The organism is Cytobacillus dafuensis (genome assembly GCF_007995155.1).
In the GTDB taxonomy this organism is placed as follows: Bacteria; Bacillota; Bacilli; order Bacillales; family Cytobacillaceae; genus Cytobacillus; species Cytobacillus dafuensis.
Genome location: NZ_CP042593.1, coordinates 2,922,082 through 2,949,065, shown reverse-complemented (window position 1 = coordinate 2,949,065; position 26,984 = coordinate 2,922,082). Strand labels below are relative to the sequence as shown.

Here is a 26,984-nt window from a genome sequence, read left to right as displayed (position 1 = left end):
CTAAAAAAGGAGGTCACCGAAATGAAATTTTCAAACCATTTTCGAAAAGAAATGATTAATAAACTAAAAACAATAAAATTCGATGTATTAGTAATCGGTGGGGGAATTACTGGTGCCGGTATTGCCCTTGATGCCGCGACGAGAGGTATGAATATAGCTCTTGTTGAGATGCAGGATTTTGCTGCAGGAACTTCAAGCCGTTCAACAAAGCTAGTCCATGGAGGGCTTCGATATTTAAAACAATTTGAAGTACAGGTGGTTGCTGAGGTTGGAAAGGAACGGGCCATTGTTTATGAAAATGGTCCTCATGTAACGACTCCAGAGTGGATGCTCCTCCCTATGCATAAAGGAGGAACCTACGGAATATTTAGTACTTCTATTGGTTTGAGAGTGTATGATTTTTTGGCAGGGGTTAAAAAGTCTGAACGTAGAACCATGCTTGGTGTACAAGAAACCATTAACAAAGAGCCGCTTCTTAAAAAGGATGGATTAAAGGGCGGGGGCTACTATGTAGAATACCGTACGGATGATGCGCGCTTAACAATTGAAGTGATAAAAGCCGCAGCAGAAAATGGTGCAATTCCAATAAATTATACCAAGGTTGACCAACTCCTATATGAGAATGGAAAGGTTATCGGTGTTCGTGTTTCCGATCAGCTTACAGGGGAGAATTATGAAATAAAGGCCGAAAAAATTGTTAATGCAGCGGGTCCATGGGTCGATTCCATTCGTGAAATGGATGGTTCCAAAAAAGGAAAGACATTGCAGTTAACAAAAGGTGTCCATTTAGTAATTGACCAATCAAGATTCCCACTAAGACAGGCCGTTTATTTTGATACGCCTGATAATCGGATGGTATTTGCGATTCCAAGAGAAGGGAAGGCATATGTAGGAACAACAGATACTTTTTACGGAGAAGATCCTGTAAGTCCAAAAATGACGATTGAAGATCGAACTTATATTATTAATGCGATAAATTATATGTTCCCAGAAGTCCAAATCACGGAGAAAGATGTTGAATCCAGCTGGGCAGGAGTTCGTCCACTTATTTTGGAAGAAGGGAAGGATCCATCAGAAATATCTCGTAAGGATGAAATTTGGGATTCTGAGTCAGGTCTCATTACAATTGCTGGCGGAAAACTAACAGGATATCGAAAAATGGCGGAAACAATAGTAGATATTTTAACAAAGAAATTCAAAGAAGAACAAAATAAAAGCTTACCAAGCTGTCAAACGAAATTTTTGCCGATTTCTGGTGGTGATGTAGGTGGATCAAATAATTTTGATGAATTTATTTTAATCCAGTCCCAGAAAGGAATTGCAGCAGGATTAACAAAAGAGGATGCTGTTCAACTTACTTCTATGTATGGTTCAAATGTGCCAATTTTATTTAAAATGATTGAAGAGTATGGAACAAGTGAGGCAGAAAAATATAAATTGCCTATAAAACTTTGGCTTAAATTGAGATATGCTTTGGAACATGAAATGACTGCAACACCAGTAGACTTTTTTATTCGCAGGACAGGTGCCTTATTGTTTAACATTGAAACAGTTAAAAAGTATCAAAACGAAGTAATTGATTATATGGCTGATTACTTTGAATGGAATCGGGATTCCAAGGAGAAATTCGATCAACAATTACAAAAAGAACTACATGATGCGACAATTCCTTTAGATCAGAAATAAACTTATCTTTATTAGGTGTCTGGCATTCACTTAATTCAATAGATTTAGAATCCTGCTCGCTTATTGATTCTAGAAATTGTTCGGTGCCTGACACCTTAGCTTATGGGACAGCCCCTAATTTATTCACAAATTCGATTAATTCCAAACTTCATTTATAGTCTCCCTAAAGAGTTGGTTCAATCGCTCTGTCGGATCTGGAATATGAATATTTAAGCTCTTCGCATATGCCTCTAAATGTACAATTTCGTTGTTTAAGTATTGATTAATGAAATCAATTCTAGGCTCTAAATCTAGCTCCTCACCAGCCATTTTTCGTTTCAGTAAAGTATCGATTTCATCCCTTAGTTCACCTGAAGGTAATATTTCTTCGAGAAGGCTTTGAAATTGAATGGGTGGGATACTGTTGTATTTTTCAATCCATTTAGCTGCAAGTATCGGCCGAAGTACATAGAAATACTTTTTGATTTTTACATCCTCACCTTGAAGAAAATCACGATAATTTCCTTTTGCCATATTGAGGTAATGATAAAGACACGAAGGTGGAGCAAAGATTTCCTCAGCTAAGGTTCTCATTTTGTCTGTCATAGAGAATTCCTCATAATACACAATGTTAGACATTAACCATTCTAATAGTGGCGGATTCGATTTTCTAAAAAGTTTTAAAGCTTTGGTTATTTCCCAGCCACTCACATCTAAAAGGTCATTAATAGGTATAGAAATTGAATCATGCTTCGGAATTTCAATAACATCACGTTTCCGATCAATGGAAAGATACCAATTCTTCTTATGGATATAAATGAAACGCACATCATAGTCACTATCTTTAGAAGGGAAACCCCAAGCACGGCTTCCCGATTCACAAGCATAGAGGATTTTTACATCGTAATCAATTTCAATTTGCTTAATAACCTCTAGAATATGTTCTTTCATAATAAAATTCCCTTTCAAAATTAGTTTTGGAATGGATTTTTAAATTTTAAATAATATTGCAGATTGGGAATAAAACTTCAACTAATTAAATATTCGGTCTAGTATACTTTAAAATGGTTAACTTTTATTATCTCGATCAAATCCTAAAAAACGAGTCCCTTGAAATTTAAGTTTTCCAAAATCACCTTCTACAAGCTGACCATACTCACTTCCACTTACTTGTAACTCCATCCTGTCGCCACTTTCCACTTCAAAAGTAGCATAATAGGAAGTTGTAGAATGGTGGTGGACGTGGTTATCGTGATTGTGTGCGTGTCTGCTTACTTGAGTTCTTTTTGCTACGAGATTGGCAGACACATCTAATACCGGTTGCTTATTATTATAATTCCATTGCTTAATTCCCTGAACAACTTGAAATAGAATAAATCCGAAAACGACTATAAAAAATATAGGAAATATTAAAGTAAAAAAAGAAAACATATCAAATCCTGAACCAAAACTAGTACCATATTCCACTAAGTCTCCTCCTCTCACTGTACTTATTATACGAGGATAAGGTGGAAAATGTTTCAAATAGGAATTAAACAACACAGTCTTGACGATAAGTTTCTTCTATAGTATAATAATAAACGCTGTATTCGAAGTGCTGTGGAAAAGTCGTGAAAATCAGACAAATATTGGAGTTTTTCTCCCTTCAATATATATAGAATACGACTATCGTTTTATTCGATTACTGCTCTTTAGATTAATAGGTGAGCAATGGGTTTGAAATTAAGAGTAATTTGTGGACAACTATTTATGTTGAATTTCTTCTTAAGTCATCTTCTGGAAAACCAGGATTAACCTCGCTTTAAAACTTCAATTTTTTTACTAGCAACGTGAAAAATCTCAAGAGTATCATTTCCGAAATTAATTATTAAAAATTCCTGATTCCCACTGGCACGGCCTAGGAGCCGTAAGGATGGAAGAGAGGCAGGGCTTTCATTGTTTTAGGTGTAAAGCACTCGAATATCCGATTAAACGATCATAAGGTCTTGGCATGAAAAAGATTTGACAAATGGATATTCTCCCCTTATGATTAGGTTAACGCTGTAATGTTCGTTATATATTTTTTGGATAAGTGGTCGTAGCTGCAATCTATTGTGGACGATTTTATTTTTCCTCAATACTGCGGCACGACCTTTTTATGTTTAAGTTTATATAATCAAGACTTATAGTGAACACATTTTTGGAGGTAATAACATGAACACAGGTAAAGTTAAATGGTTTAATGCAGAAAAAGGATTTGGATTTATTGAGTCTTCAGAAGGTCAAGATGTATTCGTACACTTTTCTGCAATTCAAACTGAAGGTTTCAAAACTTTAGAAGAAGGTCAAGAAGTAACTTTCGAAATCGTTGAAGGTAACCGTGGACCTCAAGCTGCTAACGTAGCAAAAGCATAATATGTGAGAAATGAAGTGATGCATGTCATTCATGCATCACTTTTTTACGTTGTTTTTCTCCACTTTGTATTCTTCATTCATTCCTCAAAAGAGAATCCATCCTACATTAACTTTTTTGGAATAAAAGTTTTCCTCTCTTAATTTTTGGAGAAGGGCTAGATGAATTCAATTTTTAAAAATGAAATCTAAATTCTTAATCTAGAAATGTAAAAAAGAGATGCAAACTGGAAAACCTACTAACGTAACGATTGTTTAAAAACTATAAACGAATAAGAAAAATAATTAGAGGTTATTTAAGGAGGAACAAATTTGACAACTTTTTCAGATTTTGGTTTAAGTAATGAATTAATAAAAGCCCTTTCAAATATGGGATTTGAGGAACCTACACCAATTCAATCACAAGCGATCCCAATTGGACTTTCAGGAAAAGACATGATTGGGCAGGCACAAACAGGTACAGGGAAAACAACTGCATTCGGAGTGCCATTATTGGAAAAAATAAATATTAATGATGGAATCCAAGGACTTGTTTTAGCCCCTACGCGTGAACTTGCTGTCCAAGTGGCAGAGGAATTAAACCGTATCGGGCACGTGAAAGGTGTAAAAACATTGCCGATATACGGTGGGCAGGATATCAATCGCCAGATCCGCGCTTTAAAGAATAAACCGCATATCATTGCTGCAACTCCAGGAAGATTGATTGACCATATAGAGAGAAGAACAATACGTCTTGCAAACATAAAAATGGTTGTTTTAGATGAAGCAGATGAAATGCTCAATATGGGCTTTATTGAGGATATTGAACGAATTTTAAGTGAAATAAAAGAAGAGCGTCAGACCCTACTTTTCTCTGCAACAATGCCAAAAAGGATCCAATCACTTGCAGAAAAGTTTATGAGTGATCCGGAATTAGTCAAAATTAAAGCAAAAGAAATGACAGTAAAAAATATAGAGCAGCATTATATGGAAGTTCATGAAAAGCAAAAGTTTGATGTGCTTTGTAGTCTTTTAGATATCCAATCTCCTGAACTTGCCATCGTTTTTGGACGTACAAAAAAACGTGTGGATGAAGTGGTGGAGGGTTTAATCAAACGAGGTTATTCTGCAGAAGGCATACATGGGGACATTCCGCAAGCGAAAAGAGATCAAGTTATCCGCCGATTTAAAGAGCAAACGATTGATATCATGGTTGCTACGGATGTTGCGGCAAGAGGACTTGATATAAGCGGTGTATCACATGTTTATAACTTTGATATCCCGCAAGATCCTGAAAGCTATGTTCACAGAATTGGAAGAACAGGTCGTGCAGGTAATAAGGGATTGGCAGTTACATTCGTTTCACCAAGAGAAATTGATCATTTAAAAATTATTGAGAATGTGACTAAGAGCAAAATGATGAAGAAGCCTGTTCCGTCATTTAAAGATGTTTTAGCAGGTAATCAACAGGCAACAATTAATCGTCTTATGTCCGTTATTGAAAGAAACGATCATAATGATTATAAAAGAGCAGCAGAGTCTCTTCTTGAAGACACGGATTCTGTCACTCTGCTTGCAGCTGCTTTAAAATTATTAACGAAGGATCCAGATGTTACGCCAGTAAAATTAACAGCTGTCGAACCTATTCGTATTAGAAAGCCTCGTGGTGATCGTGGTGGGGACAGAAAACGTTATAATGATCGTGGAAGAAATGCCAGCAGAGAAGGTAGAGAAGGCAGAGAAGGCAGAGATAGAAGAAAAAGAAATAGAGCGCGTAATAAATAATTGAAACTAAATTTATTATGTATTTCTAGAGCCATATTTGGATAAAATCCTAAGTATTACCCATAATAATTGATGCAGGGTAATAATTCTGTCAGTGATTGATATTTAGGAGGATTAAAATGGCAACAGGTAAAGTAAAATGGTTTAACGCAGAAAAAGGTTTTGGATTTATTGAGGTAGAAGGCGGAGAGGATGTTTTCGTTCACTATTCTGCAATCCAAAGCGAAGGCTTCAAAACCCTTGAAGAAGGCCAAGAAGTTAATTTTGACATAGAAGAGGGACAAAGAGGACCTCAAGCTGTAAATGTAACGAAAGCATAAAGCCTTAAAAAAGAGCCCTCAATAGTGGCTCTTTTATTTTGTGTAATGTTTGAAGTATGTCATAATATCTATAATAAAATCATTTTAGAGTAGGGGGAAAGGTCTTTGAAGGAATATACAGTCCATTTTCATAAGGAAGATCAAGTCGAATCAATGAAGGTGCAGAAATTAAGTGAAGCGGATTTTGAAAGATTGACAGAAGGAGGGACAAGACACTTATTCGAATTGGATACAAACATAGGCTTTTTTATTTATTTCGATGCTATTGACGATAATGGGAAGGAATCGTATATGGTTCTTCAATATGAGGAGGATAATGAAGATCCAAGTGCATGCTATGCATTTGAATTGAAAGATTTTTATCAGTTTGCAGCGTTGCATTTGAATGATTTAGAGTTTCAAGAAGAGAATGATGAAAATGATTCTGATGAGGAAGAATATAGTCCTATTCATCATTTAGCACACTTAATGTACCATATTGTTGAAGATGGCAAGGATATTGAAGTGTAAAGAGCAGGGGGTTCCTGCTCTTTTCTTATTCTTCATCAATTTCTGAAAGATGCTCATTGCAAAATTGGGTAATTGTTTTTTCTTCTTCTTCATCTATCGCAAAATCTAAAATTTGCTCAGAGGAAAGGAAATAATAATTCAAAATCCTGCTATCATCTTCATATCTATAAAAAAGAACTCGGAGCTGGACACCGTTTTCTGAGAACAGCTCATCGTCCTCATCCACTTCGAGATCTAAAAAGAATTCAAAGCGATCTCCTATTAAGATTCCTGTAGGGTCTTTTAATTTTTCAACAGTATAGCCTGTGATTTTCATTGCTTTCACCCTTTCATTTTTAAACCATAATCTTGGTCAACGAAAACATTATACACCTTACTCGCAAGAATGTAATAGTATTACTCTTATTGAAATAATTTTCTATATGTATACTACAAATAATTTGCCTAGTGTGAAAATAAGCAATATGTTTTTTGACGGAGTAAGGGATATGTGTTATACTAATAATATTGAATGAATCCCATAATTCACTTGTTATTTAGAGTTGGTATTTTATGTCGCTTTATTTAACGGGTGTTTTTATTTTTTTGGGAAAATAGGGTTCAACTCTTTAGGAGGTGCCTTTAGATGGCAATGGGATTTGGAAGAAAGAATACGGAAGAAATTAAGCTGGAAGAAGTTAAGATTTGGGAATGTACTTCTGAAACGTGTAATTGCTGGATTCGAGACAATTTTAAAAGTAGTCAAAAACCAACTTGCCCAATCTGCAGCAGTGAGATGAAAGAAACGACAAAAGAGCTGCAGGTAGTCAGCAATAATAGTATTTATTCGAATAATTAATATATAATTTTTAACAGGGCGATGTCAATCGCCCTTTTTATTTTTTAAAAGAAATTTAATATCGCTCTTAGCCATGATTTAAGAGATGCAAATGGGCTTGATCGTTTCCAAAGAGCGCTCTATTATGGCCGATGCAGGAGATCCTGAGTATGGAAATTTCCGAAGTACATTACTTTATGGCAATACACCAACAGCAAGTACAGGTGAACTAAGAGTTTTTACAAGAAGCGTTAAGGATGGGAGTATTCAAGATCTCGTAAGGATAAAAGTAGTTTTTTAAATACAACTCCATGCTTTTCCATCTAAAATAAATTTTTATTAACATACAAACGCTGTAATTCACTCCAAAAAAAAGAATAAATTTCACTTTCAAACAAAAAATAAAATGACAATAAAAAGGGAGTGAATGATATGGATGTAAATCGAGTAAAACAAATCCTTTCCTCTTCTGCAGACATCGAGGTTTTGTACAATGGTATGTCAGTATGGATTGATCAAATAAATGAAGATAGCACTACTGCAACAGTACATTTAAGAGGTCCATTAGAAGAAAGGTCTGTTGTTGAAATTTCTGAACTTCAGGAGCATTAACATTTTAACATTTTAGCCACTCTAAAATTAGGGTGGCTGTTATTATTAAAAAATATTGGTTTTACTTCAAATGTTTAATACAATAGCAGTAAAGTTCCATTAGATTGAAGGTGTCATAATGAAAACAATACTTATAGCGGATGATGACCAGCATGTAAGGTATTTAGTTAAAGAATTATTAATGAAAGAAGGCTTCCAAATCGTTGAGGCAGAAAATGGAGAAAAGGCATTGGAAATGCTCGAAAGTAAAATATGTGAATTAGCAATCGTAGATATTATGATGCCTGTTATGGATGGTTATAAATTAACAGAAGAAATTCGAAAGAGTTACGATATTCCAGTTGTTTTATTAACCGCTAAGAGCCAAATAGAAGATAAAGAGAAAGGCTATTTATCAGGGACAGATGATTATTTAGTCAAGCCTTTCGAGCCAAAGGAACTTTTGTTTAGAGTGAATGCTTTGCTTAGAAGATATGGAAAGGTTACCGAAACGAATATTAGAATAGGCTCCATGTTCATTAATAAAAAAAGCTACGAAGTTGAATGGAATGGGAAAACATACATATTGCCTTTAAAGGAATTTGAACTTCTCTATTATTTGGCATCCAGGCCGAATCAAGTATTTAGCAGAGGACAGTTGATTGAAAATGTATGGGGTATGGATTATGAAGGAGATGAGAGAACGGTTGATGTTCATATTAAACGTCTAAGGGAGAGGTTTGCACAAGCTGAGAATGATTTTTCCATTAAGACAATAAGAGGGATTGGCTATTCCCTGGAGGTTTCATAATGAAGTCTCTTTATTCCAAATTTGCAATAACAACGATTTTCATTATGCTTTTAAGTGGAATTATTTCTTTTTTGCTATCAAACATCCATTACCAAAGTACTTTAAAAAAGCAAAATGACGAGAAGATGACTCATATTGCTTTAGAGGTTTCAAAGTTTATTCAATCACATGATGAGGTCAGTTTAAATGAATACTTTGGTCATCTAGGTTTGATAGGGTATCAAATTTTTATCATTGATAATAAGGGGAACCGGCAATTCTTTGGTGCTCCATATAGAGAGCATAATCTACCTAATAAAGCTTTAGAGAAAGTATTGAATGGCGAGGTTTATCATGGGATTGAGAATTTTCCTCATAAAACTTTTGTTACTGGTTTTTTTGCTAATGAATTAATGAATACTGTTGGTGTTCCTTTTGAATACCAGAACGATAAATACGCCTTATTTCTCCGTCCAGATATTAAGCTATTATTTAATGAAATGCATAAAATGTTTGGCTGGCTTCTCATAGGTACGATTTCATTTAGCATAATATTGGTTTTAATTAGTACGAAATTCCTTGTTAACCCTATAACAAAATTGAACAAAGCAACAGCGCTGATAGCTGAAGGGGACTTTGGCATAAAATTAAATATAAAACGAAATGATGAAATAGGGGATCTAGCAGCCAGCTTTCATTCCATGGCAAGTAAGCTTGAAAAAGTAAATGAGATGCGGAAAGAGTTCATCTCAAATATTTCTCATGACATTCAATCACCGCTTTCTAATATTAAGGGATATATGAAGCTATTAAAGAGTAGTCAGCTAACGGAGCAGGATAAGCAGTATATTGAAATCGTTGATTCAGAGGTAAGTCGATTGTCATATATGACGAAGCAGCTTTTGCTATTATCTTCAATAGATAGCAAGAAAGAAATGTTAGAACCGAAAAGATTTAATGTAAGTGAACAGATTAAAAATGTTATTCGTCAATATCAGTGGAATTTAAGTGAAAAAGGAATAATGATAAGTTATTCTCTTCCAGAAACTTATATATATGGCGATTCTTTTTTGTTATATTCCGTATGGGAAAATTTGCTAACGAATGCAATTAAATATAGCGAAGAAGAAGGAGAGATAGATATCAATCTGAATGATGGGGGCGCTGCAATAGAAGTTAGCTTTAAAGACCAAGGAATTGGGATGGAATCTGAGGAGCTTGATAGAATATACGATCGCTTTTATCGAGTGGATTCCTCCAGAACCCGATCAATTGAAGGGACTGGCTTGGGACTATCTATTGTTCAATCCATTATTGAAATGCATAATGGAGAGATTAAGGTAGAGAGTAAAAAAGGGGAAGGGTCCATTTTTACAGTAATTGTACCTAAGGAAAATGATTTCTAAAAAGAGCAGAAGCATGGCTGAGACCATGCTTCTGCTCTTTTTATTATTAATTAAGTATTAAATTTCCAAGCTATTCTAATATCAATGATGACAATATTTTTTAATTCATTATGGAATTCGCAGAAACGAAATCAATCTCAAAGCCGAGGTCAATGAGCATTTGATGATCAGCTGTACTCTCTTGTCCAGCAGTTGTTAAATAATCACCAACAAAAATTGAATTTGCAGGGTAAAGGCCGAGCGGCTGTAGACTTCTTAAATTAACTTCACGACCGCCAGAAATGCGAATTTCCTTAGTAGGATTGATGAAACGCATTATGCATAACACCTTTAAACAGTATCTTGGATTCAATTCATTAGTACCTTCAAGCGGTGTTCCATCTATCGCATGGAGAAAATTGACTGGTATTGAATCTGCATCTAAAGCTTTTAAGCTTCTTGCCATGGAAACGACATCACTCTTTGTTTCCTTCATGCCAATAATTACTCCAGAACAAGGTGAGATTCCTTGCTCTTTAATTAATTCTACCGTGTTTACTCTGTCATTAAAAGTATGGGAAGTCGTAATCGATTCATGATGGTTTTCTGATGTGTTAATATTATGATTATAGCGATCTACTCCAGCATCTTTTAGCGATTTTGCCTGCTTAGGCTTTAATAGACCAAGGCAAGCACAAATCTTTAGATTGTATTTCTCTTTAATTTCTTTTACGGCAGATACAACGTGATCAACATCTTTATTACTTGGCCCTCTGCCGCTGGCAACGATACAATAAGTACCTACATTCATCTGGTAGGCCTGCTCTGCTCCCTTTACAATAGCATCCTTATCCATCATCCGATACTTTTCGATTGGTGCAGTAGAAATACTAGATTGTGAGCAGTATCCACAATTTTCAGGACATAGCCCTGATTTTGTATTGATGATCATATTCAGCTTAACTTTTTTTCCATAGTAGTGATAACGAATCTGATAGGCGCTTTGTAATAGCTCTAGAAGCTCTTCATCAGGGCTTTCCAAAATACTCAAGGCTTCGTCATCAGTTAGTTCATATCCTTTTAATACTTGTTGAGCTAATGTTTCCCATTTTGCCATCATCTTTCCTCCACTTTCATTATGATGCCCGTTGAATATTCCTAAATTGGCTTCGTGCAAGTACTTTGTGCTCTAATCGATAAGCCATCATCCCTGCACAAACAGAAAGTATGATATCCTTTGGAAGAGGTGGAATCATCCACATCCAAGCTAATTTATAAGTAAAACCATCTGGTGCTGCTGCCCAAAATTTATAAGCAAAATACATCCAGTTTGTACCGAAAACATAATTAATAACTAAGCCAACCAATGCAGCCGAAATATAAACGGGAAGGGTCCTTTTTCTTTCAATGATTTTTCCGGTTACATAGGCTGTAAGAATAAAAGAAAGAATAAAACCAAAGGTTGGACTTAATAAATGAGACAATCCTCCGCCAAATTTAGCGAACACAGGTGCTCCAACAAGGCCAACAAATGCATAAACAGCCATAGTGATTGCTCCTAATCTGCTTCCAAGAATGGCTCCTGAAAGAATAGCAAAAAACGTTTGTAAGGTGATTGGTACTCCGCCAATAACCATGAATGGAACAATTGAAGTGATATTAGCACCTACACACATCAAGGCAACAAACATTCCTGCAAGTGTTAATTCAATCGGTCTTAATCTTTTTTTCATATAATTTTTCCTCCAAAAACAGTTGTAATATAAATAAAGGATAAACCTTCATATCATAATATGTCAACTTGATAATAATAAAGTTAACATATTGCGATTGATTAATGACAGATTGTAAAGTACAGTTCATCTTCTGTTCATATTCAAAAGTTAAATTAAAGAAGTAATATTGTGTGGAATTAAACTTAATGAAATAAACCAAAAGCTTAATTTTGATTAGGCATAAATAATCTATTAAAATAAGAAGAAAAAACGAATGGAGGATAAAAAGATGAATAGTAAATATAGTAAATTATTATTAAGATTGTCAGCTTTATTTGGTCTAATCGGAGCTTTTTTAGGCTCACATATGGCTGGTTCAGGTGATTATGCTTTCAGACCAATACATGCACATATACTTGTTGTTGGATGGTTAACACTATTTGCATGGGCGATATATTATAAGGTGTTCTCACCAAAAATTGGGCTATTAGCTAAGCTTCATGTGTATTCAGCTTGTATAGGCTCAATTGGATTAACAGGTGGAATGGCACTTTATATCTTTAAGCCCGAATTTCTTCCTAGTGCATTAAACACTGTATTATATATTGTCGGAGGATCCATTTTATTGTTGAGCTTTCTGTTATTTTTCCTATTAACGTTTACAAAAGAAGATAGATAATTGAGGCACTTGCTACAAGTGCTTTTTTTTTGTCGAAAAATGTATAAGATAGTACAAAAATATCTCTTGCACCTAGTTTTTTGATTATTTATAATTATCTAAAGAAATAGTTTTATAACATAGGAACCGTCACAGTTTACAACTGGAATTAAATACTAGTTTAGAATTGTTTTTATTATGACCTAGTACTTTAGTTTAGGTTGTGTTTAAACAGGATGGCGCTATGGAACAGAGTTTGTGGAAAATTATAAAGGGGGAAAATAAGTGAATAAGAAATTTTTAGTCTTTTTTAGCATGTTATTAGTTTTTAGTATGTTCCTTACAGCTTGCAACGGCGAGAAGAAAACTGGTGGTGAAACAGCAACTGGGCCTGAAAAAACAGAAGAAAAGCCTAAAGTACCACAGGACTTACGAATAAACATTAATACTGAACCACCATCTTTACATCCTGGTTTAGCGAAGGATTCAACATCTGGAACAGTACTGCGCCAAACCTTCGAAGGGTTAACTCGTATTAATCCAGAAGGAAAAGCTGAAGCTGCAGCTGCGGAAAAAATTGATGTTTCTGATGACCAGAAGGTTTATACTTTCACTCTTCGTGATGCGGTATGGTCAAATGATGATCCTGTAACTGCTAAAGACTTTGAATATGCATGGAAATGGACATTAGATCCAAAAAATCAATCAGAATATGCCTATCAGCTTTATTATATTAAAGGAGCTCGCGCGGCAAATACTGAAGGTGGATCACTTGATGAAGTTGGAGTGAAAGCGTTAGATGAGAAGACGCTTGAAGTAACACTTGAAAATCCAACACCGTATTTCTTAGAACTGACAGCGTTCTATACCTATCTTCCAATTAATAGCAAAGTTGCTGAGGCAAATCCAAATTGGGCAAATGATGCAGGGGATAATTATACTTCCAATGGTCCTTTTGTGATGACTGAATGGTCTCACAGCGACAAAATTCTACTTGAAAAGAACGAAAAATATTGGGATGCTAACAATGTAAAACTTGATTCAATCCAAATGGTCATGATCAATGATCCAAACACCGAACTATCTATGTTTGAAAATGGTGAACTTGATTGGGCAGGATCTCCTAATGGGAATCTTCCGACAGATGCTATGCAGACTCTTAAAGATGAAGGCCGTTTAACAACACACTCAATTGCAGGTGTATATAATTACAAGTTCAATACAACAGCGGAGCCATTTAACAATGTTAACATCCGTAAAGCTTTTGCGCACGCAATCAACCGTCAGGAAATTATCGATAACATTACACAAGGTGAGCAATTGCCTGCTATGGCAATCGTTCCACCATCAATGTTCCCTGAGAATGAAAAAGGCTATTTCGCTGATAATGATGTAGAGAAAGCAAAAGAATATTTGCAAAAAGGATTAGAGGAATTAGGATATAAGGATGTATCTGAGTTACCAGCAGTTACTTTGTCTTTTAACACTTCAGAAGCTCATCAAAAGATTGCGCAGGCAGTCCAAGATATGTGGAAGAAAAATTTAGGTGTTGAAGTAACATTAGATAACGAAGAGTGGGCAGTTTACATTGATAAGCTTCACTCACTTGATTATCAAATCGGACGTTTAGGCTGGTTAGGAGACTTTAATGATGCCATCAACTTCCTTGAATTGTACCGAGATGCTGATGGTGGTAATAATGATACTGGATGGGAAAGTAAAGAATTCCAAGATCTGCTTGCAAAATCCTCACTTGAGGGTGATCATGAAAAGCGTCTGCAATTATTAAAAGATGCAGAAGCAGTCTTTATGGAAGATATGCCAGTATCACCAATTTACTTCTATACAAACAACTGGATCCAGAATGAAAGCTTAAAAGGAGTTGCTGTATCAGGACTTGGAGATGTTCAATACAAATGGGCATACTTTGAATAATTAAATATAAACAAAAAGGAATATGGGATATCCTCATATTCCTTTTTGTTTTCATATTAAATAGAATTTATTAACTTATGAAGCAATAGTTCCAGATGTGTTATTCTTTCCTTTAAATTGTTTACGAATAAAAGGTATAACAAAACGATCTAGTCCGAATTTTCCAGCGTTATAACCTGCCACTAGTATGAATATAGTTAATAAAACTAACTGTGGATTTGTACTAACTGTTCCAGAAAATAAGAATGCGAAGTTCATAACAATACCAAAAAATGCAGCCGCTGACGTTAAGCAACCTAAAATTAAGCCGATTCCCACCAATAGTTCTCCCCATGCAACCAGAAAACTAAATAATCCCGCATTAGGGATTGCAATCCCTTCTAAAAAGCTTGCCCACCAACCCTGTACTGCCGGATGTTCACCAGTTGCTTTAGCTAATGCACCTTGTAAGAAACCAGAAGCATCAAACCCCTCTACAACTTTATGATATCCAGCTGTAATCCATGAATAGCCAAGATATAATCGAATAATTGTTAATAATCCTGCAGCAATTTGACTTTCTCTTAACCATTTAACAAACATACAAATCTCTTCCTTTCAAAATAATTAATAATTATATGTTTATAATAGCATAAATATTTCCTATATTTAACAATATTGTGATACAAATCACATTTTTGCTAATAAAATGTGAATTATTTTAGAACGAACTATTAAATTGAAGGGATTCTAAATGTCAAGAAAAAAATAAGTGATATTTTGTCTTTTCTACGAATGAATTATTTGTAATTATCTTATAATTCTTATAAAATAGTGAAAATAAGGGGGGGATAAATATGGTTCGCTTAGGTATATCAGGAATAGGTGGATTTATTTTAATATTCCTTGAAGTTTATATAGTTATGTTTTTAAAAGGTTATCAATCAATTGAATTTGGAGGAATTAGCCCATTTATTTCGGTTTGGGCTATGAATTTCTTTCTATTATTCTCAATTCTTACTCAAATAATGAATTGGTATGATCAGCGTTCTACTGCTAAAGTGGAATCTTCAATTAAAGAATAGATGAATTTCCTAAAACCGTTCAGTTTACTGGACGGTGTTTTAGTATAGAAGAAAAATTAAATGGGGGCATTATTCTCCCCATTCTTATTGCGCAAGTAAATAAATTATGCAATATCTATCCAGTAAACATTTGAGAAAGTGAAGATTCCTGAAAAATTCCTTTACACAAGTAAAGAAGTGGTGTTAAATAAATAGTATTATTGAAATATTTTAATAATATAAAAAGTTTAAATTTTTTAATGGAATATGGAGGGGAATTACCGTGGCTGATCTACGCAGTAATATGATAAAAACAGGGTTTGATCGTGCACCACATAGAAGTTTGCTTCGTGCAGCTGGTGTAAGAGAAGAAGACTTTGATAAACCGTTTATCGCAGTAGTAAATTCATATATTGATATTGTCCCAGGCCATATTCATTTACAAGAATTCGGTCAAATCGTCAAAGAAGCGATCCGTGAAGCCGGAGGAGTACCATTTGAAATGAATACAATCGGAGTTGATGATGGTATTGCAATGGGGCATATTGGAATGAGGTATTCGCTGCCAAGCCGAGAAATTATAGCTGACTCTGTCGAAACGGTCGTTGCTGCCCATTGGTTTGATGGGATGGTTTGTATTCCTAACTGTGATAAAATTACTCCTGGAATGATGATGGCGGCCCTTCGTGTTAATATTCCAACGATATTTGTAAGTGGCGGGCCTATGAAAGCCGGAAAAGATAAAGCTGGTAATCCACTGGACTTAACATCTGTTTTTGAAGGAGTCGGTGCTTACCAATCTGGAAAAATTAATGAAGAAAGATTGCAAGAGATCGAGCAGTTGGCGTGTCCTACCTGTGGGTCCTGTTCAGGAATGTTTACTGCAAATTCAATGAACTGTCTAGCAGAAGGGCTGGGACTGGCTCTTCCGGGAAATGGAACGATCTTAGCTGTTGCTGAGGAACGAAAAGATTTTGTTAAACAGTCTGCTAAGCAATTAATGGAGCTAATTAAGAAGGATATTAAGCCTCGTGATATCGTAACGATAGATGCAATTGATAACGCATTTGCATTGGATATGGCTATGGGCGGTTCTACTAATACAGTTCTACACACATTAGCATTGGCAAATGAAGCTGAAATTGACTATTCACTTGAACGAATTAATGAAATAGCGAGCAGAGTCCCACATCTTGCAAAAATCGCTCCTGCGTCAGACTATCATATTGAAGATGTACATAATGCAGGAGGGGTAAGTGCCATCATCAATGAGCTGCTTAAGAAGCCAGGTGCTTTTAATGGTAATTGTTTGACTGTGTCAGGAAAGACAATTCGTGAAAATGTAGCTGGCAGTGATATTTTGGATAAGGATGTCATTCGTCCATTGGACCAGCCGCATTCTGAGCAAGGCGGGCTTGCTGTATTATTTGGCAACTTAGCACCAGATGGCTCTATTATAAAAGTTGGAGCAGTTGATGAATCTGTTGGCGGCTATCATAGAGGCCCTGCAATTTGTTTTGATTCTCAAGAAGATGCTCTATCCGGCATTATTACTGGCAAGGTAAAAGAAGGTGACGTTGTAGTTATACGTTATGAAGGTCCTAAAGGTGGGCCGGGTATGCCAGAAATGCTTGCACCAACTTCACAAATTGTCGGAAGAGGCCTTGGAGCAAAGGTTGGTTTAATAACAGACGGAAGATTCTCAGGTGCTTCAAGAGGGATTTCAATCGGTCATATTTCTCCAGAAGCAGCAGAGGGTGGCCCGATTGCTTTTGTACAAGATGGTGACGTCATCGAGCTTGATTTAAATAAACGTACTATTCAGTTGGAAATTTCAGATGAAGAATTTGAGAATCGTAAATCAGCCTGGAAAGGCTTTGAACCGAAAGTCAAAAAAGGATACTTAGCTCGTTACTCTAAACTAGTTACATCAGCTAGCACGGGTGGAGTAATGAAAATATAATGAAAAAAAACCTGTAGGAGTCTCAATGTATCCTACAGGTTTTTTGATTTAAATGAATCTGTAAATTCATTATGAATAAACATTTAGTTGATGCTTCATTTGTACACGTTCACTAATAATATTAACAAACTTCATGCAGCGATTTAAATCAAGTTCTTGTGGTAATAATTCGACCTTTAGTGTAACCGCTAGATCTGTACAGTTTTTTAATACATCCTTGAATCTGTCTACAGCTCCACAAAAAAGAGGATAAAAGCGATCACCAGTCCCAAAAATTCCTGTAATTAGGTTTTTTCGTTCTCTTTTTGCAATTTCTTGATAAAGCAGTTCCATTTCAAAAGGAATATCCCCATTTCCCCATGTATAGGTACCTATTACAATGGCGTCAAAGTTTTCTAATGTATGAAGTGGAAACTGGTCAATCCTATATAGAAATGTGTCGAATTGCTTCTTCTTGAATTGTTCAAAAAGCAATAAGGCTAACTCTTCAGTATTCCCAGTAATTGATGTATAAATAATAGCTGTTCTCATAGCTCATCAAAACCATTGTCTTGAGATACTTTCGTATAAGTTCGTGATTTTTGCTCGAAAAAGTCAGACTTAGTTTCATTCATCATTTCATCACTAAATACATGAATCCAAGGCATAGGGTTTTCACGTCCTTCGTAAAGGTTATCAAGACCTAATTGTCGAAGACGTTTGTTAGCAAGATACTCCACATAACTTTCATATTCAGTTAAATCAATCCCTTGAATATTTTTTAAAATAAACTGAGCCCACTCTTTTTCAAGCTGAACTGCTTTGTGAATTGTATCATAAACGAATTGTGTATTAAGATCTGTTTGTAACTCAGGATTTTCCGTTTGCAGGATCCGAATAAATTGTGCAATAAAGTAGGCATGCTGCATTTCATCCCTTTGAATATAGCTGATCATAGTACTAGTTTTGAGCATTTTTTGCTGACGGGCTAAGTTGTAAAAATAGGCAAAGCCAGCATAAAAATAAATTCCCTCTAATATGATTGAATGGATTCCAAGCTCAAATAAATTTTGCAATGAAGGACTATTTCTGAATTTTTCATAGCTCTCTAATATGAGTTGATTTCGTTTCTGGACAATCGGATCATCTTTTGCTTGATCAAACCTGTCAATTTGTTCACTTAATGGAATGAGCGAGCTTAGAATATAGGAATATGATTCATTATGAACAGCTTCCTGCTGTGAGATAACGGCGAAAATTGCTTTAAAGCTAGGATCTGTCACATAGTCCATTACTTGAGTCATTGTAGGTGTCTGCAGGCTATCAAGGGAAGCTAATTGTGTATTTATTCGTAAAAATACATCCTGTTCAATTGAACTAAGTATATCCCATTGTTTAATATCATCTTGCATATTAATTTCTTGAGCCTTCCAAAAATTAGATAATAATGTTTGATACATCCGATACATTTGCGGGTATTTTATGTCATTCCAATTTAGAATGCCGGAAGCTTGACCGTTAATTAAACCTGTAGATTTATTTGGAAACTCAGGGTTTAATAATTTTATTTTCCTGAGTGGTTGCTGGATATTCATGGAATCCCTCCGAAAATTTTTATAGATTATGATAATCAGAGGGTTAGGAAGTCTAACCCTCCATTTTCTTCGACTTAACATACTAAAGATTATGGCTAACTTTAACTATGACATGCTTCACATTCTTCAATTTCAGTTTGTGAAGTACTTCGTATATAATAAGTAGTTTTTAATCCTTGCTTCCAAGCTTCCATATGAAGCTGGAGTAGCTCTTTTGCTTTTATATCATGACGGACATATAAATTGAAGCTAATGGATTGATCAATATGACGCTGACGTGCTGCATTTTGTCTAATGCTCCATAATTGGTCAAGTTCATGTCTTACGCGTCGATAATAATTGTAATTATGGTGATCCAGATCAGGTGCAACTATTTTTAACTTGAAGTTTTTCTTTTCCTCGGCATATTCAATCGCATAAAGGGGATCAATTCCGTCTGTTGAACCGCCAATTTTTGCTGTTGAAGAATTTGGTGCTACAGCAAGCATCCACCCATTACGAACACCATATGATTGAATTTCTTCCTGAAGCTTTTTCCATCGTTCAGAATTGTATTTTTTTCTATTAAAATATTCGCCTGTTTGCCACTCTGAGCCATGAAACATTGAATAGTGGCCTTTTTCCATTGCAAGCTCCATTGAAGATTGAATGGAAAAATAGGCGATATCCTCATAAAGTTCATCTGCATAGTCAACTGCTTTCTCTGATTCCCAATAGATTCCTTCTGTGGCAAGCAGATGATGCCAGCCAAATGTTCCAAGTCCAACTGCTCTATATTTAGAGTTGGTTTGTTTTGCTTGTCCGACTGATATATTGTTTATATCAATTGTGTTATCTAACATTCTCATTTGGATACGAATGAGACGCTCTAATACATTTGCTCTGACCGCATTTGGGAGATGGATGGAGGATAAATTACAAACAACAAAATCTCCAGGCTTGCGGATAATGACGATATTTCCTTCATCGTCTTCGTATTCATTTTGTATTACAGTAGGTGACATATTCTGGGTAATTTCAGTACATAAATTACTGCAGTATATAGAAGTACGGCCTCTTCCTTTCACATGTTTGTTCGGGTTTTGCCGGTTGACTTCATCTCGATAAAACATATAAGGCGTACCTGCTTCAAGCTGAGATACCATAATTCGGGCCATAATATCCATTGCACGGTATGACTTTCTTGGAAGTAGAGGATGTGCAACAGCTTCTTCGTATTTTTCAGTAAAAAGCTTTTCATCTGACTCATCATAAAAATCTTCAAGCCCTAAAGGCGTTCCATTTTCATCCTTCCAGCCCATTATCAGTTTTATTTGATGCGGACAAAAAGTATGCCATTGCCCAACGCTTCGCCCAGTATCATCAATCTCTTCAAGCTTTTTCATAAATAGGTCTGGTATAGAAACGCCTGTGAAAATATCGTGAGCTTTACGACGCTCATCTCCATTATTTGTTTTTAAATCTAAAAATCCATTCATAATATCCTTATGGAAAACATCTAGGTAAACGGCAATTGCTCCTTGTCTTTGCCCTAGTTGATCAACGCTGACAGCAGTATCATTTAACAGCCTTATCCATGGAATGACACCTGATGAATTTCCTTTAAATCTTTTAATATCAGACCCTAAAGCCCGAACCTTTCCATAATAGATGCCAATGCCGCCACCATCTTTACTCAATCTAGCAATATCCCAATTATTCAAATAAATACTGTCTAAGGAATCATCAACTGTATCAATAAAGCAAGAAGAGAGTTGACCGTAACTTTTTCCTGCATTTGAAAGGGTAGGAGTGGCGACAGTCATATATAGATTGCTTAAAGCCCAGTAAGCCTCTCTTACTAATGCTACACGGTTTGATTTATTTTCATTCTTCATTAATGTCATTGCGATGATCATGAAACGTTCCTGAGGCAACTCATATACATTTTTTTCATAATCTTTCGCAAGATACCGATCTGCAAGTAAAAATAAACCTACATAATTAAACAAATGATCTCTTTCTGGAACAATTTCTTTAGCTAATTCAAATATTTCTTCTTTTGTGAATATTGAAAGTAAATCCTCAGAATAAATTCCAATCCTTGTTAACTTTTGAATTAACTCGTAAAAATCACCATATTTTTTTCCTCTTTCGTATCCTCTATTTTCAGCTGCTTTTGAATATAGTTCATTTAAATATAAATTTGCAGCTAGAAAGGTCCAGTTTGGCTTATCCATTGAAATTTGGTTTAAAGAATAGAGGAGTGAATGTTGATTTGCTGATTCACTGGTCAAATTTTGTTCAAATAATTGCTTTTTAAGCTCAGCTATATCTAGTTTGTATAAATAGGAAGCTTTGTCTATTGTTTCTATTACTGAATCCAAATTAATTTGAGTAATTGATGTCATTAAAAACGTTCCCCTTTAAATGAGTTTTTTATAAAGATAATTAAGTTCGACTAAAGTTGTGCCCTCTATGGATTGATATCAGGCGAAAGGACAATTTTTCTATGAATTGTGCTAGATCCATTCGATGATAATTAGTGGATCATTTCATACCTCTTTTCTAAAGTTGTATTTTCTGATTCCTAGGTATGAGGGGATAAAAGGGTAGATTTAGAGGAATAATATGCATCTAAATAAAAAACCCATCACTCAAAAAAGAGGATGGGTTTTAAAAACGTTGATATATTCATAGATAATAAAATATCTATCAAAATACCCTCGTTCTACCTTCCCAACTCCCGAAGAAGATAACACGCTATAAATACGGCAGGTCTCCTGACTTGTGCCTTTTCCTACTCTAAGCCCTTCCATCTTGATAGACAGTGGATTTACTTATTTCGATGGCACTTACAGTTGCGGGTACAGTTCTGGATTCTCACCAGATTCCCTATTAAGTCTTAATCGACACCATATTCATTGGTTTGTTACTGTATATTGTGTTAACGTTGTAAAAATAGCACTATATATGTACTTTTATGATTATAAGTCATACTCTAAATTTTGACAACCTTTTTAATGTACGATGAAATTCTATATCATTCGCAAAAGACACATTGAAATCAATTAACCTTTTCTCCCGTATAGCCATTATTCGCTAGACTAAAACGAGCCTAACAATACATATTTAATTGCCTAAAGCTAATAATAATTTGGATTTGAATGGGAGGGATTCTCAATGGAGATACCTGCTCGGGCGGCTTGTCAAGGCGATGAGAAGGGTAATAAAAAATTAGTGTGGTGGCAGCTGTCACTTATTGGTGTAGGATGTATTATCGGTACAGGTTATTTTGTTGGTTCTGGAATTGGGGTAAGAATGACAGGTCCAGGTATTCTAATCGCATTTGTACTTGCTGCCTTAGGTACATATATTGTTTTTGATGCCTTGGGAAAAATGGCTGCCAAAGACCCGCAAAAGGGTGCGTTTCGATCTTATGCCAAGAAAGCGTATGGCCATTGGGCTGGTTTTAGCAGCGGCTGGGTGTATTGGTTTTCGGAAATGCTGATTTCAGGGAGTCAACTGACTGCACTTTCTCTGCTAACTCGTTTTTGGTTTCCAAATGTTCCTCTGTGGATTTTTTCGATGATTTACGCAGTACTTGGGGTGCTTGTCGTAGTTATTGGGACGAAGGGATTTGAAAAGGCGCAGAATGTTTTTGCAGTAATAAAAATCGCAGCTATAATGATGTTTATTTTTTTAGCAATTGCAGTTTTATTCGGATTATTTGGTGGAAGCATAAAAGATTTCAATGTTCCGACTGATAAAAAAGAATTTTTGCCCAATGGGATGCATGGATTATGGTCAGCACTTATCTTTGGGTTTTATGCTTTTGGCGGGATTGAAATTATGGGAATATTAGCTACACGGCTAAAAAATAAAGAGGATGTACGGAAATCAGGAACTGTTATGCTAATGATGTTAACAAGCATCTACATAATTTCATTAGCCTTAGCAACAGGGTTGGCAGCAATAAACAAGTTTCATACAAATGAAAGTCCCTTTGTCATTGCTCTCGAAAAATATGATATTAATTTTTTCCCACATGTTTTTAATGGAGGAATAATTATAGCTGGTTTTTCAACAATGGCCGCATCCTTGTTTGCTGTAACAAGCATGATTGTCACCTTATCTGAGGATGGAGATGCGCCAAAAATTTTTTCTAAAAAAGGGAAACTAAAGATTCCTCCTTTTGCGCTTAGTTTAACAATTTGCGGGCTAATTACTTCAGTAGTGCTAGCTCTTGTCATGCCAGATGTTGTTTATGAGTATATCACTACTGCAGCAGGGCTAATGTTATTATACAATTGGCTTTTCATCCTCGTTTATTTTCCAAAGCTCATAAAAGCAACAGGATTTGATCATGTAAAACGGTTTGTTGGAATGATTTTGATCTTATTGGCCATAAGCGGAACACTTTTTCAAAAATCGAGTCGCCCAGGATTTTTTGTCAGTCTATTGTTTGTCGGGATAATAGTGATTGTGTTAACGATCATGAATATTAATAAAAAAAGGAAAAGAAATAGAGGATATAACCCTCAGTAAGCATAACTCCACATGTTATCAAAGTGGAGTTTTTTTAGCTAAAAGGAAAGTTTAAGTTTATTAACGTACTAAAGTAAAGTGTGTTATCAATTAAATATTTGCTAATAAGATCGCATAAGAAAAACTAAGGCATTCGCCAAAAAGGACTTAGCGAACGTCAAGTTTTTCTAATGTAAAAAACAGTAATAAAATAGCTTGGTAACCAAAATAAATACCGAAGCCGATTAAGGATAAACCTGAAATGATTGAGATAACAGCCAGGATTTTTCCTGTTAAAAATCTTTTAAAACTGCTAGCGACTACTGCCATAGTGATATCCCAAAGCAGAAGTCCGATAATGATCCCTGAACTATAAATCATAACCAGCGATTGATCATATTCTGCAACAGTTTTGGCAAGAACAGAACCATATATGCCTAACCAGAAAAGAATCGTCAAAGGATTTGATATGGAAAGCAGAAAGCCTGAAAAAAATGATTTAACTGCAGCTTCTTCACTTTTTCTTGTAAATGAAATCAATTTATTGGCACTTATTATACTTTCGACACCTGTATATACAAGTACGAAAAATCCAAACGACCAAAGAAAGATCTTAATGAAAGAAATCTCAAGAAAATTTACGAATCCGAGAAAGACCGCAATCATATAGATGACATCCGCAGCCATAGCCCCTAAACCTAAAAGCCAAGCATGAAAGAAACCGCTTTTAATACCTTTATCCAATTGGGCAGCATTGACAGGTCCAATCGGTGCAGCTAGAGACAAGCCGAGAAAAATGTAACTGAAGAATATAGCCATAAAAACAACTCCCTAATTTACATTTAAATATTTGTACAATTCTATTCTTTAGGGAAAGCTTGTACGACAACTATTTGGAGACAGATCTAAGCAAGCAGAATTTAATACTCCTTTAATTGAGTAAATGAATTACCGTGAATAATTAGGCTTTTCGAGCAAATAATAAAACAAAAATGTGTATCGTTTTAAGGGGGGCAGAAGATGTCTGTAATTGTTTATCAGACCTTTGAGATAAAACAGGAAAAATTTAAAGAAGGTATAGGAAATTTACAGGAAATTAAAAAGTACCGTAATGAAAATTATCATCATAGGGTTGACATATTAACACCCATTACGGGAAAGGATCATACATATGCCCTTATGTCAACTTATGAAGGCCTTGCAGAAATGGAGCTGCAAAACAAAAAAATGTTTGATGATGAGGAATATTTGAAATTAATTGGTGAATTTTTTCTTGAAAATATTGTACAAGGAAGCATGAATACGCAATTATATCGATCAATGAATGATAAGCAAGATAATAGAAAAACATAATAAAATAAAAGGAGATGATAATATGAAGCATGTTAAAGCATTGGCCATAAAGTTTATTTCATGTTTTGTCCTTTTATATATTATTCTCGGTGTATTTTATGGAATGTCCTTTTGGGGAGTGTTCATTGTTTCGTTCGGTTTAGTCTTTGTTTCCTATACTTTAGGAGACTTGCTCATTTTGCCGCGAACAAATAATATTGTTGCAACCTTAGCAGATTTTGTAATGTCCATATTTATCATTTGGCTCATGATCTATAGTCTAACCTTTGCTAATAACTTATTTATGAGGTCACTTATCGCATCAGCAGGCATTGCAATTTTCGAATTCTTCTTTCACAAATATATGACGATTCAAGTTATTAATAATACACAAATTAGCACGATTAACCCTTTAAAAGTGCAATTTCAGACCGAAGCTTCAGAAGAACTGACACCTAATAGAACAGAATTGAAAAAAATGGATGATGAAAATAATAAGTGATAAGCTTTTTGACATAGAATAAGGAGAGTCAAGCATCTCAAATGGGCTTGGCTTTTTTCTTTTGATGAATTGAAAATTTGCTGATTACGGTCTCTTGAGAAAAGTGTTTAGCAAAGCTAGTGAATACTTGACATTATCTCTGCATATAGAAAATTGAGTTACAAGATATTATGCGGGGTGATAATGTGGCGATTTTAGTAACGGGCGGTGCAGGTTATATTGGTTCACATACTGTCTATTTTCTGCTGAAGCAAGGTTTAGAGGTAATCGTAATAGATAATTTGCAAACAGGACACTTAAAAGCAGTTCATCCAAATGCAAAATTTTATGAAGGTGATATTCGCTCACCGAAATTCCTTGAAGATGTTTTTTCAAAAGAAAGAATTGAGGCTGTCTTTCATTTTGCAGCATCTTCCCTTGTTGGAGAATCTATTAAGGAGCCGCTAAAGTATTATGATACAAATGTATGTGGGACTTTGAACTTATTAGAATCGATGGGCAGGTTCGGTATAAATTTCCTCGTTTTCTCATCTTCTGCGGCAGTATATGGGAAGGCTAAAGTTTTACCTATTATTGAGAGTTCTCCACTTCACCCAACTAATCCATATGGAGAGACAAAACTGGCTATGGAAAGAATGATTAAATGGTGGGGGAATGCTTATGGAACTCATTACGTTTCCCTTCGTTATTTCAATGCAGCTGGGGCGATGGGAACAGGAGATATAGGGGAGGATCACACGCCTGAAACACATTTAATTCCGATTGTCCTACAAACTGCATTAGGAAAAAGAGATTCTGTTACAATATTTGGGGACAATTTTTCGACTAAGGATGGAACATGTATACGTGATTACATCCATGTAGAAGATTTGGCAGAAGCTCACCTGCTTGCACTCAACTATTTACAACATGGAGGTGAAAATAATGTATTTAATCTAGGCAGTAAAATTGGATATTCAGTTAGAGAAGTAATAAAAACAGCAGTTGAGGTAACTGGGGAAAATATTCATGTGATAATAGGGGAAAGAAGGAAGGGGGATCCTGCAGAATTGGTAGCTTCTTCGGAAAAAGCTGAAAAAATATTAGGTTGGAAGCCTAAGAAAATGATGAACCAAATCATTAAAGATGCGTGGGAATGGCATCAAAGATATCCTGAAGGCTATAATGACAAACGATATTCAATAGTACGCCCAACCAAAACTCATACTAATTAGGAAAGGCTTAGTGAGGAAAGCATAAGACAATGTGGCAGGAATGAAAATAATTGAATTTGTTTTAAGTATTGCAAAAGCCTTTCTTTAAATTCAGGCCTTTTAAATGCAAAGTCGATAGAGGCTTGTAAAAAAACGAACTTATTACCGATACCATACCTTTTTACTGTTAAAATATAGGAATGAATGTCCTCGTGTTTAAGCAGTAAATGCAATGCATCGGTAAGCTGTACTTCATTATTTTTGTCCGGATGCACTTGTTCGAGATGTCAAAAATAACGGTGTTAAAATATACCTGCCTATTATTTCTTG

28 protein-coding genes and 1 riboswitch are annotated in these 26,984 nt (G+C 35.3%); of the genes, 18 read left to right on the top strand and 10 right to left on the bottom strand.

The genetic code is table 11. From position 1 onward, the window contains the following. The first annotated feature begins 21 nt into the window (after positions 1 to 21). Positions 22 to 1,686 carry a glycerol-3-phosphate dehydrogenase/oxidase gene (locus FSZ17_RS13975; protein WP_057771066.1) on the top strand — a complete coding sequence of 555 codons (1,665 nt, stop codon included), beginning with the start codon at positions 22 to 24 and terminating at the stop codon, positions 1,684 to 1,686. A 135-nt stretch (positions 1,687 to 1,821) separates the two neighbouring features. Here FSZ17_RS13975 and FSZ17_RS13970 read toward each other — a convergent pair whose 3' ends face one another. After that, positions 1,822 to 2,616, bottom strand: a complete 795-nt coding sequence (locus FSZ17_RS13970) for a nucleotidyltransferase domain-containing protein (RefSeq protein ID WP_057771064.1) — start codon at positions 2,614 to 2,616, stop codon at positions 1,822 to 1,824. Positions 2,617 to 2,733: 117 nt separating this feature from the next. Further along, on the bottom strand, positions 2,734 to 3,132 hold the full coding sequence (locus FSZ17_RS13965; RefSeq protein WP_322107583.1) for a DUF2500 domain-containing protein: 399 nt from the start codon (positions 3,130 to 3,132) through the stop codon (positions 2,734 to 2,736). A gap of 726 nt (positions 3,133 to 3,858) precedes the next feature. Here FSZ17_RS13965 and FSZ17_RS13960 point away from each other — a divergent pair. The 4 genes from FSZ17_RS13960 (at position 3,859) to FSZ17_RS13945 (ending at position 6,650) form a co-directional block, all read left to right on the top strand. Continuing rightward, the gene (locus tag FSZ17_RS13960) at positions 3,859 to 4,059 is read left to right on the top strand and encodes a cold-shock protein (RefSeq protein ID WP_057771062.1); all 201 of its coding nucleotides are present in this window, start codon (positions 3,859 to 3,861) and stop codon (positions 4,057 to 4,059) included. Between the two features lie 309 nt (positions 4,060 to 4,368). After that, positions 4,369 to 5,820 (top strand): degradosome RNA helicase CshA, encoded by a 1,452-nt coding sequence (locus tag FSZ17_RS13955; protein ID WP_057771060.1) that lies wholly within the window; start codon positions 4,369 to 4,371, stop codon positions 5,818 to 5,820. A gap of 119 nt (positions 5,821 to 5,939) precedes the next feature. After that, positions 5,940 to 6,140 carry a cold-shock protein gene (locus FSZ17_RS13950; RefSeq protein WP_057771058.1) on the top strand — a complete coding sequence of 67 codons (201 nt, stop codon included), beginning with the start codon at positions 5,940 to 5,942 and terminating at the stop codon, positions 6,138 to 6,140. A 105-nt stretch (positions 6,141 to 6,245) separates the two neighbouring features. After that, positions 6,246 to 6,650, top strand: a complete 405-nt coding sequence (locus FSZ17_RS13945; protein WP_057771057.1) for a hypothetical protein — start codon at positions 6,246 to 6,248, stop codon at positions 6,648 to 6,650. 25 nt (positions 6,651 to 6,675) lie between these two features. Here FSZ17_RS13945 and FSZ17_RS13940 read toward each other — a convergent pair whose 3' ends face one another. Beyond that, positions 6,676 to 6,966: a DUF6509 family protein gene (locus FSZ17_RS13940; RefSeq protein WP_057771056.1), complete on the bottom strand. Its 291-nt coding sequence runs from the start codon at positions 6,964 to 6,966 to the stop codon at positions 6,676 to 6,678. Positions 6,967 to 7,275: 309 nt separating this feature from the next. On the opposite strand from FSZ17_RS13940, the gene FSZ17_RS13935 reads away from it, so the two are divergent. The 5 genes from FSZ17_RS13935 (at position 7,276) to FSZ17_RS13915 (ending at position 10,254) form a co-directional block, all read left to right on the top strand. Further along, complete coding sequence (locus FSZ17_RS13935) at positions 7,276 to 7,488, top strand: cold-shock protein (protein ID WP_057771054.1); 213 nt, start codon at positions 7,276 to 7,278, stop codon at positions 7,486 to 7,488. Positions 7,489 to 7,579: 91 nt separating this feature from the next. Continuing rightward, positions 7,580 to 7,768 (top strand): Gmad2 immunoglobulin-like domain-containing protein, encoded by a 189-nt coding sequence (locus tag FSZ17_RS13930; RefSeq protein ID WP_057771052.1) that lies wholly within the window; start codon positions 7,580 to 7,582, stop codon positions 7,766 to 7,768. A 131-nt stretch (positions 7,769 to 7,899) separates the two neighbouring features. Further along, entirely contained in the window at positions 7,900 to 8,079 is a 180-nt protein-coding gene (locus tag FSZ17_RS13925) for an H-type small acid-soluble spore protein (protein WP_057771050.1), read from the top strand. A 118-nt stretch (positions 8,080 to 8,197) separates the two neighbouring features. Continuing rightward, positions 8,198 to 8,869, top strand: a complete 672-nt coding sequence (locus FSZ17_RS13920) for a response regulator transcription factor (protein WP_057771049.1) — start codon at positions 8,198 to 8,200, stop codon at positions 8,867 to 8,869. Further along, entirely contained in the window at positions 8,869 to 10,254 is a 1,386-nt protein-coding gene (locus FSZ17_RS13915) for a sensor histidine kinase (RefSeq protein ID WP_057771047.1), read from the top strand. Before FSZ17_RS13920 ends, FSZ17_RS13915 begins: the two co-directional genes overlap by 1 nt. A 100-nt stretch (positions 10,255 to 10,354) precedes the next feature. Here the strand turns inward: FSZ17_RS13915 and bioB are convergent, their stop codons facing one another. Both bioB and FSZ17_RS13905 read right to left on the bottom strand, forming a co-directional pair. Continuing rightward, positions 10,355 to 11,350 (bottom strand): biotin synthase BioB, encoded by a 996-nt coding sequence (gene bioB, locus FSZ17_RS13910; RefSeq protein WP_057771045.1) that lies wholly within the window; start codon positions 11,348 to 11,350, stop codon positions 10,355 to 10,357. A gap of 19 nt (positions 11,351 to 11,369) precedes the next feature. Continuing rightward, positions 11,370 to 11,966 carry a biotin transporter BioY gene (locus tag FSZ17_RS13905; RefSeq protein WP_057771043.1) on the bottom strand — a complete coding sequence of 199 codons (597 nt, stop codon included), beginning with the start codon at positions 11,964 to 11,966 and terminating at the stop codon, positions 11,370 to 11,372. A 271-nt stretch (positions 11,967 to 12,237) separates the two neighbouring features. On the opposite strand from FSZ17_RS13905, the gene FSZ17_RS13900 reads away from it, so the two are divergent. Both FSZ17_RS13900 and FSZ17_RS13895 read left to right on the top strand, forming a co-directional pair. Then, a complete protein-coding gene (locus FSZ17_RS13900) occupies positions 12,238 to 12,627 on the top strand; it encodes a hypothetical protein (protein WP_057771041.1) in 390 nt (129 codons plus the stop codon). 264 nt (positions 12,628 to 12,891) lie between these two features. Further along, positions 12,892 to 14,541 carry a peptide ABC transporter substrate-binding protein gene (locus tag FSZ17_RS13895; protein WP_057771039.1) on the top strand — a complete coding sequence of 550 codons (1,650 nt, stop codon included), beginning with the start codon at positions 12,892 to 12,894 and terminating at the stop codon, positions 14,539 to 14,541. A 75-nt stretch (positions 14,542 to 14,616) separates the two neighbouring features. On the opposite strand, the gene FSZ17_RS13890 is transcribed toward FSZ17_RS13895, so the two are convergent. Then, entirely contained in the window at positions 14,617 to 15,123 is a 507-nt protein-coding gene (locus FSZ17_RS13890; protein ID WP_057771037.1) for a DoxX family protein, read from the bottom strand. A gap of 254 nt (positions 15,124 to 15,377) precedes the next feature. Between FSZ17_RS13890 and FSZ17_RS13885 the strand changes: the two genes are divergently transcribed. Together FSZ17_RS13885 and ilvD are read left to right on the top strand one after the other, a co-directional pair. After that, entirely contained in the window at positions 15,378 to 15,605 is a 228-nt protein-coding gene (locus tag FSZ17_RS13885) for a hypothetical protein (RefSeq protein ID WP_057771035.1), read from the top strand. Positions 15,606 to 15,867: 262 nt separating this feature from the next. Further along, a complete protein-coding gene (ilvD, locus tag FSZ17_RS13880; protein WP_185150626.1) occupies positions 15,868 to 17,547 on the top strand; it encodes a dihydroxy-acid dehydratase in 1,680 nt (559 codons plus the stop codon). 69 nt (positions 17,548 to 17,616) lie between these two features. Here the strand turns inward: ilvD and FSZ17_RS13875 are convergent, their stop codons facing one another. From FSZ17_RS13875 to FSZ17_RS13865, 3 genes are all read right to left on the bottom strand, one after another. Then, positions 17,617 to 18,078, bottom strand: coding sequence for a flavodoxin domain-containing protein (locus FSZ17_RS13875; protein WP_057771033.1), 462 nt, complete (start codon positions 18,076 to 18,078; stop codon positions 17,617 to 17,619). After that, on the bottom strand, positions 18,075 to 19,121 hold the full coding sequence (locus FSZ17_RS13870) for a ribonucleotide-diphosphate reductase subunit beta (RefSeq protein WP_057771030.1): 1,047 nt from the start codon (positions 19,119 to 19,121) through the stop codon (positions 18,075 to 18,077). Before FSZ17_RS13870 ends, FSZ17_RS13875 begins: the two co-directional genes overlap by 4 nt. A 101-nt stretch (positions 19,122 to 19,222) precedes the next feature. After that, the gene (locus FSZ17_RS13865; protein WP_057771028.1) at positions 19,223 to 21,511 is read right to left on the bottom strand and encodes a ribonucleoside-diphosphate reductase subunit alpha; all 2,289 of its coding nucleotides are present in this window, start codon (positions 21,509 to 21,511) and stop codon (positions 19,223 to 19,225) included. Positions 21,512 to 21,856: 345 nt separating this feature from the next. Beyond that, positions 21,857 to 22,035: riboswitch (cobalamin riboswitch) on the bottom strand. A gap of 248 nt (positions 22,036 to 22,283) precedes the next feature. Between FSZ17_RS13865 and FSZ17_RS13860 the strand changes: the two genes are divergently transcribed. After that, positions 22,284 to 23,648 carry an amino acid permease gene (locus tag FSZ17_RS13860; protein WP_057771026.1) on the top strand — a complete coding sequence of 455 codons (1,365 nt, stop codon included), beginning with the start codon at positions 22,284 to 22,286 and terminating at the stop codon, positions 23,646 to 23,648. Positions 23,649 to 23,795: 147 nt separating this feature from the next. On the opposite strand, the gene FSZ17_RS13855 is transcribed toward FSZ17_RS13860, so the two are convergent. Further along, entirely contained in the window at positions 23,796 to 24,446 is a 651-nt protein-coding gene (locus FSZ17_RS13855; RefSeq protein ID WP_057771024.1) for a LysE family transporter, read from the bottom strand. 201 nt (positions 24,447 to 24,647) lie between these two features. Between FSZ17_RS13855 and FSZ17_RS13850 the strand changes: the two genes are divergently transcribed. The 3 genes from FSZ17_RS13850 to galE all read left to right on the top strand — a co-directional run bounded on the left by FSZ17_RS13850 (position 24,648) and on the right by galE (position 26,675). Next, positions 24,648 to 24,980, top strand: a complete 333-nt coding sequence (locus tag FSZ17_RS13850) for a hypothetical protein (protein WP_057771022.1) — start codon at positions 24,648 to 24,650, stop codon at positions 24,978 to 24,980. A gap of 22 nt (positions 24,981 to 25,002) precedes the next feature. Continuing rightward, positions 25,003 to 25,461 (top strand): YndM family protein, encoded by a 459-nt coding sequence (locus tag FSZ17_RS13845; RefSeq protein WP_057771020.1) that lies wholly within the window; start codon positions 25,003 to 25,005, stop codon positions 25,459 to 25,461. Between the two features lie 185 nt (positions 25,462 to 25,646). Next, complete coding sequence (galE, locus tag FSZ17_RS13840; RefSeq protein WP_057771018.1) at positions 25,647 to 26,675, top strand: UDP-glucose 4-epimerase GalE; 1,029 nt, start codon at positions 25,647 to 25,649, stop codon at positions 26,673 to 26,675. The last annotated feature ends 309 nt before the right edge of the window (positions 26,676 to 26,984 follow it).

Excerpts from the sequence above, each read along its gene's own strand:
- FSZ17_RS13970 (WP_057771064.1), bottom strand. The coding sequence starts at position 2,616 with ATGAAAGAACATATTCTAGAGGTTATTAAGCAAATTGAAATTGATTAC.
- FSZ17_RS13930 (WP_057771052.1), top strand. The coding sequence starts at position 7,580 with ATGGGCTTGATCGTTTCCAAAGAGCGCTCTATTATGGCCGATGCAGGA.
- FSZ17_RS13950 (WP_057771058.1), top strand. The coding sequence starts at position 5,940 with ATGGCAACAGGTAAAGTAAAATGGTTTAACGCAGAAAAAGGTTTTGGA.
- FSZ17_RS13865 (WP_057771028.1), bottom strand. The coding sequence starts at position 21,511 with ATGACATCAATTACTCAAATTAATTTGGATTCAGTAATAGAAACAATA.
- FSZ17_RS13925 (WP_057771050.1), top strand. The coding sequence starts at position 7,900 with ATGGATGTAAATCGAGTAAAACAAATCCTTTCCTCTTCTGCAGACATC.
- FSZ17_RS13920 (WP_057771049.1), top strand. The coding sequence starts at position 8,198 with ATGAAAACAATACTTATAGCGGATGATGACCAGCATGTAAGGTATTTA.
- FSZ17_RS13900 (WP_057771041.1), top strand. The coding sequence starts at position 12,238 with ATGAATAGTAAATATAGTAAATTATTATTAAGATTGTCAGCTTTATTT.
- FSZ17_RS13905 (WP_057771043.1), bottom strand. The coding sequence starts at position 11,966 with ATGAAAAAAAGATTAAGACCGATTGAATTAACACTTGCAGGAATGTTT.
- FSZ17_RS13940 (WP_057771056.1), bottom strand. The coding sequence starts at position 6,966 with ATGAAAATCACAGGCTATACTGTTGAAAAATTAAAAGACCCTACAGGA.
- FSZ17_RS13960 (WP_057771062.1), top strand. The coding sequence starts at position 3,859 with ATGAACACAGGTAAAGTTAAATGGTTTAATGCAGAAAAAGGATTTGGA.
- FSZ17_RS13935 (WP_057771054.1), top strand. The coding sequence starts at position 7,276 with ATGGCAATGGGATTTGGAAGAAAGAATACGGAAGAAATTAAGCTGGAA.
- bioB (WP_057771045.1), bottom strand. The coding sequence starts at position 11,350 with ATGGCAAAATGGGAAACATTAGCTCAACAAGTATTAAAAGGATATGAA.
- FSZ17_RS13885 (WP_057771035.1), top strand. The coding sequence starts at position 15,378 with ATGGTTCGCTTAGGTATATCAGGAATAGGTGGATTTATTTTAATATTC.
- FSZ17_RS13975 (WP_057771066.1), top strand. The coding sequence starts at position 22 with ATGAAATTTTCAAACCATTTTCGAAAAGAAATGATTAATAAACTAAAA.
- FSZ17_RS13855 (WP_057771024.1), bottom strand. The coding sequence starts at position 24,446 with ATGGCTATATTCTTCAGTTACATTTTTCTCGGCTTGTCTCTAGCTGCA.
- FSZ17_RS13860 (WP_057771026.1), top strand. The coding sequence starts at position 22,284 with ATGGAGATACCTGCTCGGGCGGCTTGTCAAGGCGATGAGAAGGGTAAT.
- FSZ17_RS13890 (WP_057771037.1), bottom strand. The coding sequence starts at position 15,123 with ATGTTTGTTAAATGGTTAAGAGAAAGTCAAATTGCTGCAGGATTATTA.
- FSZ17_RS13915 (WP_057771047.1), top strand. The coding sequence starts at position 8,869 with ATGAAGTCTCTTTATTCCAAATTTGCAATAACAACGATTTTCATTATG.
- FSZ17_RS13850 (WP_057771022.1), top strand. The coding sequence starts at position 24,648 with ATGTCTGTAATTGTTTATCAGACCTTTGAGATAAAACAGGAAAAATTT.
- FSZ17_RS13875 (WP_057771033.1), bottom strand. The coding sequence starts at position 18,078 with ATGAGAACAGCTATTATTTATACATCAATTACTGGGAATACTGAAGAG.
- FSZ17_RS13870 (WP_057771030.1), bottom strand. The coding sequence starts at position 19,121 with ATGAATATCCAGCAACCACTCAGGAAAATAAAATTATTAAACCCTGAG.
- FSZ17_RS13845 (WP_057771020.1), top strand. The coding sequence starts at position 25,003 with ATGAAGCATGTTAAAGCATTGGCCATAAAGTTTATTTCATGTTTTGTC.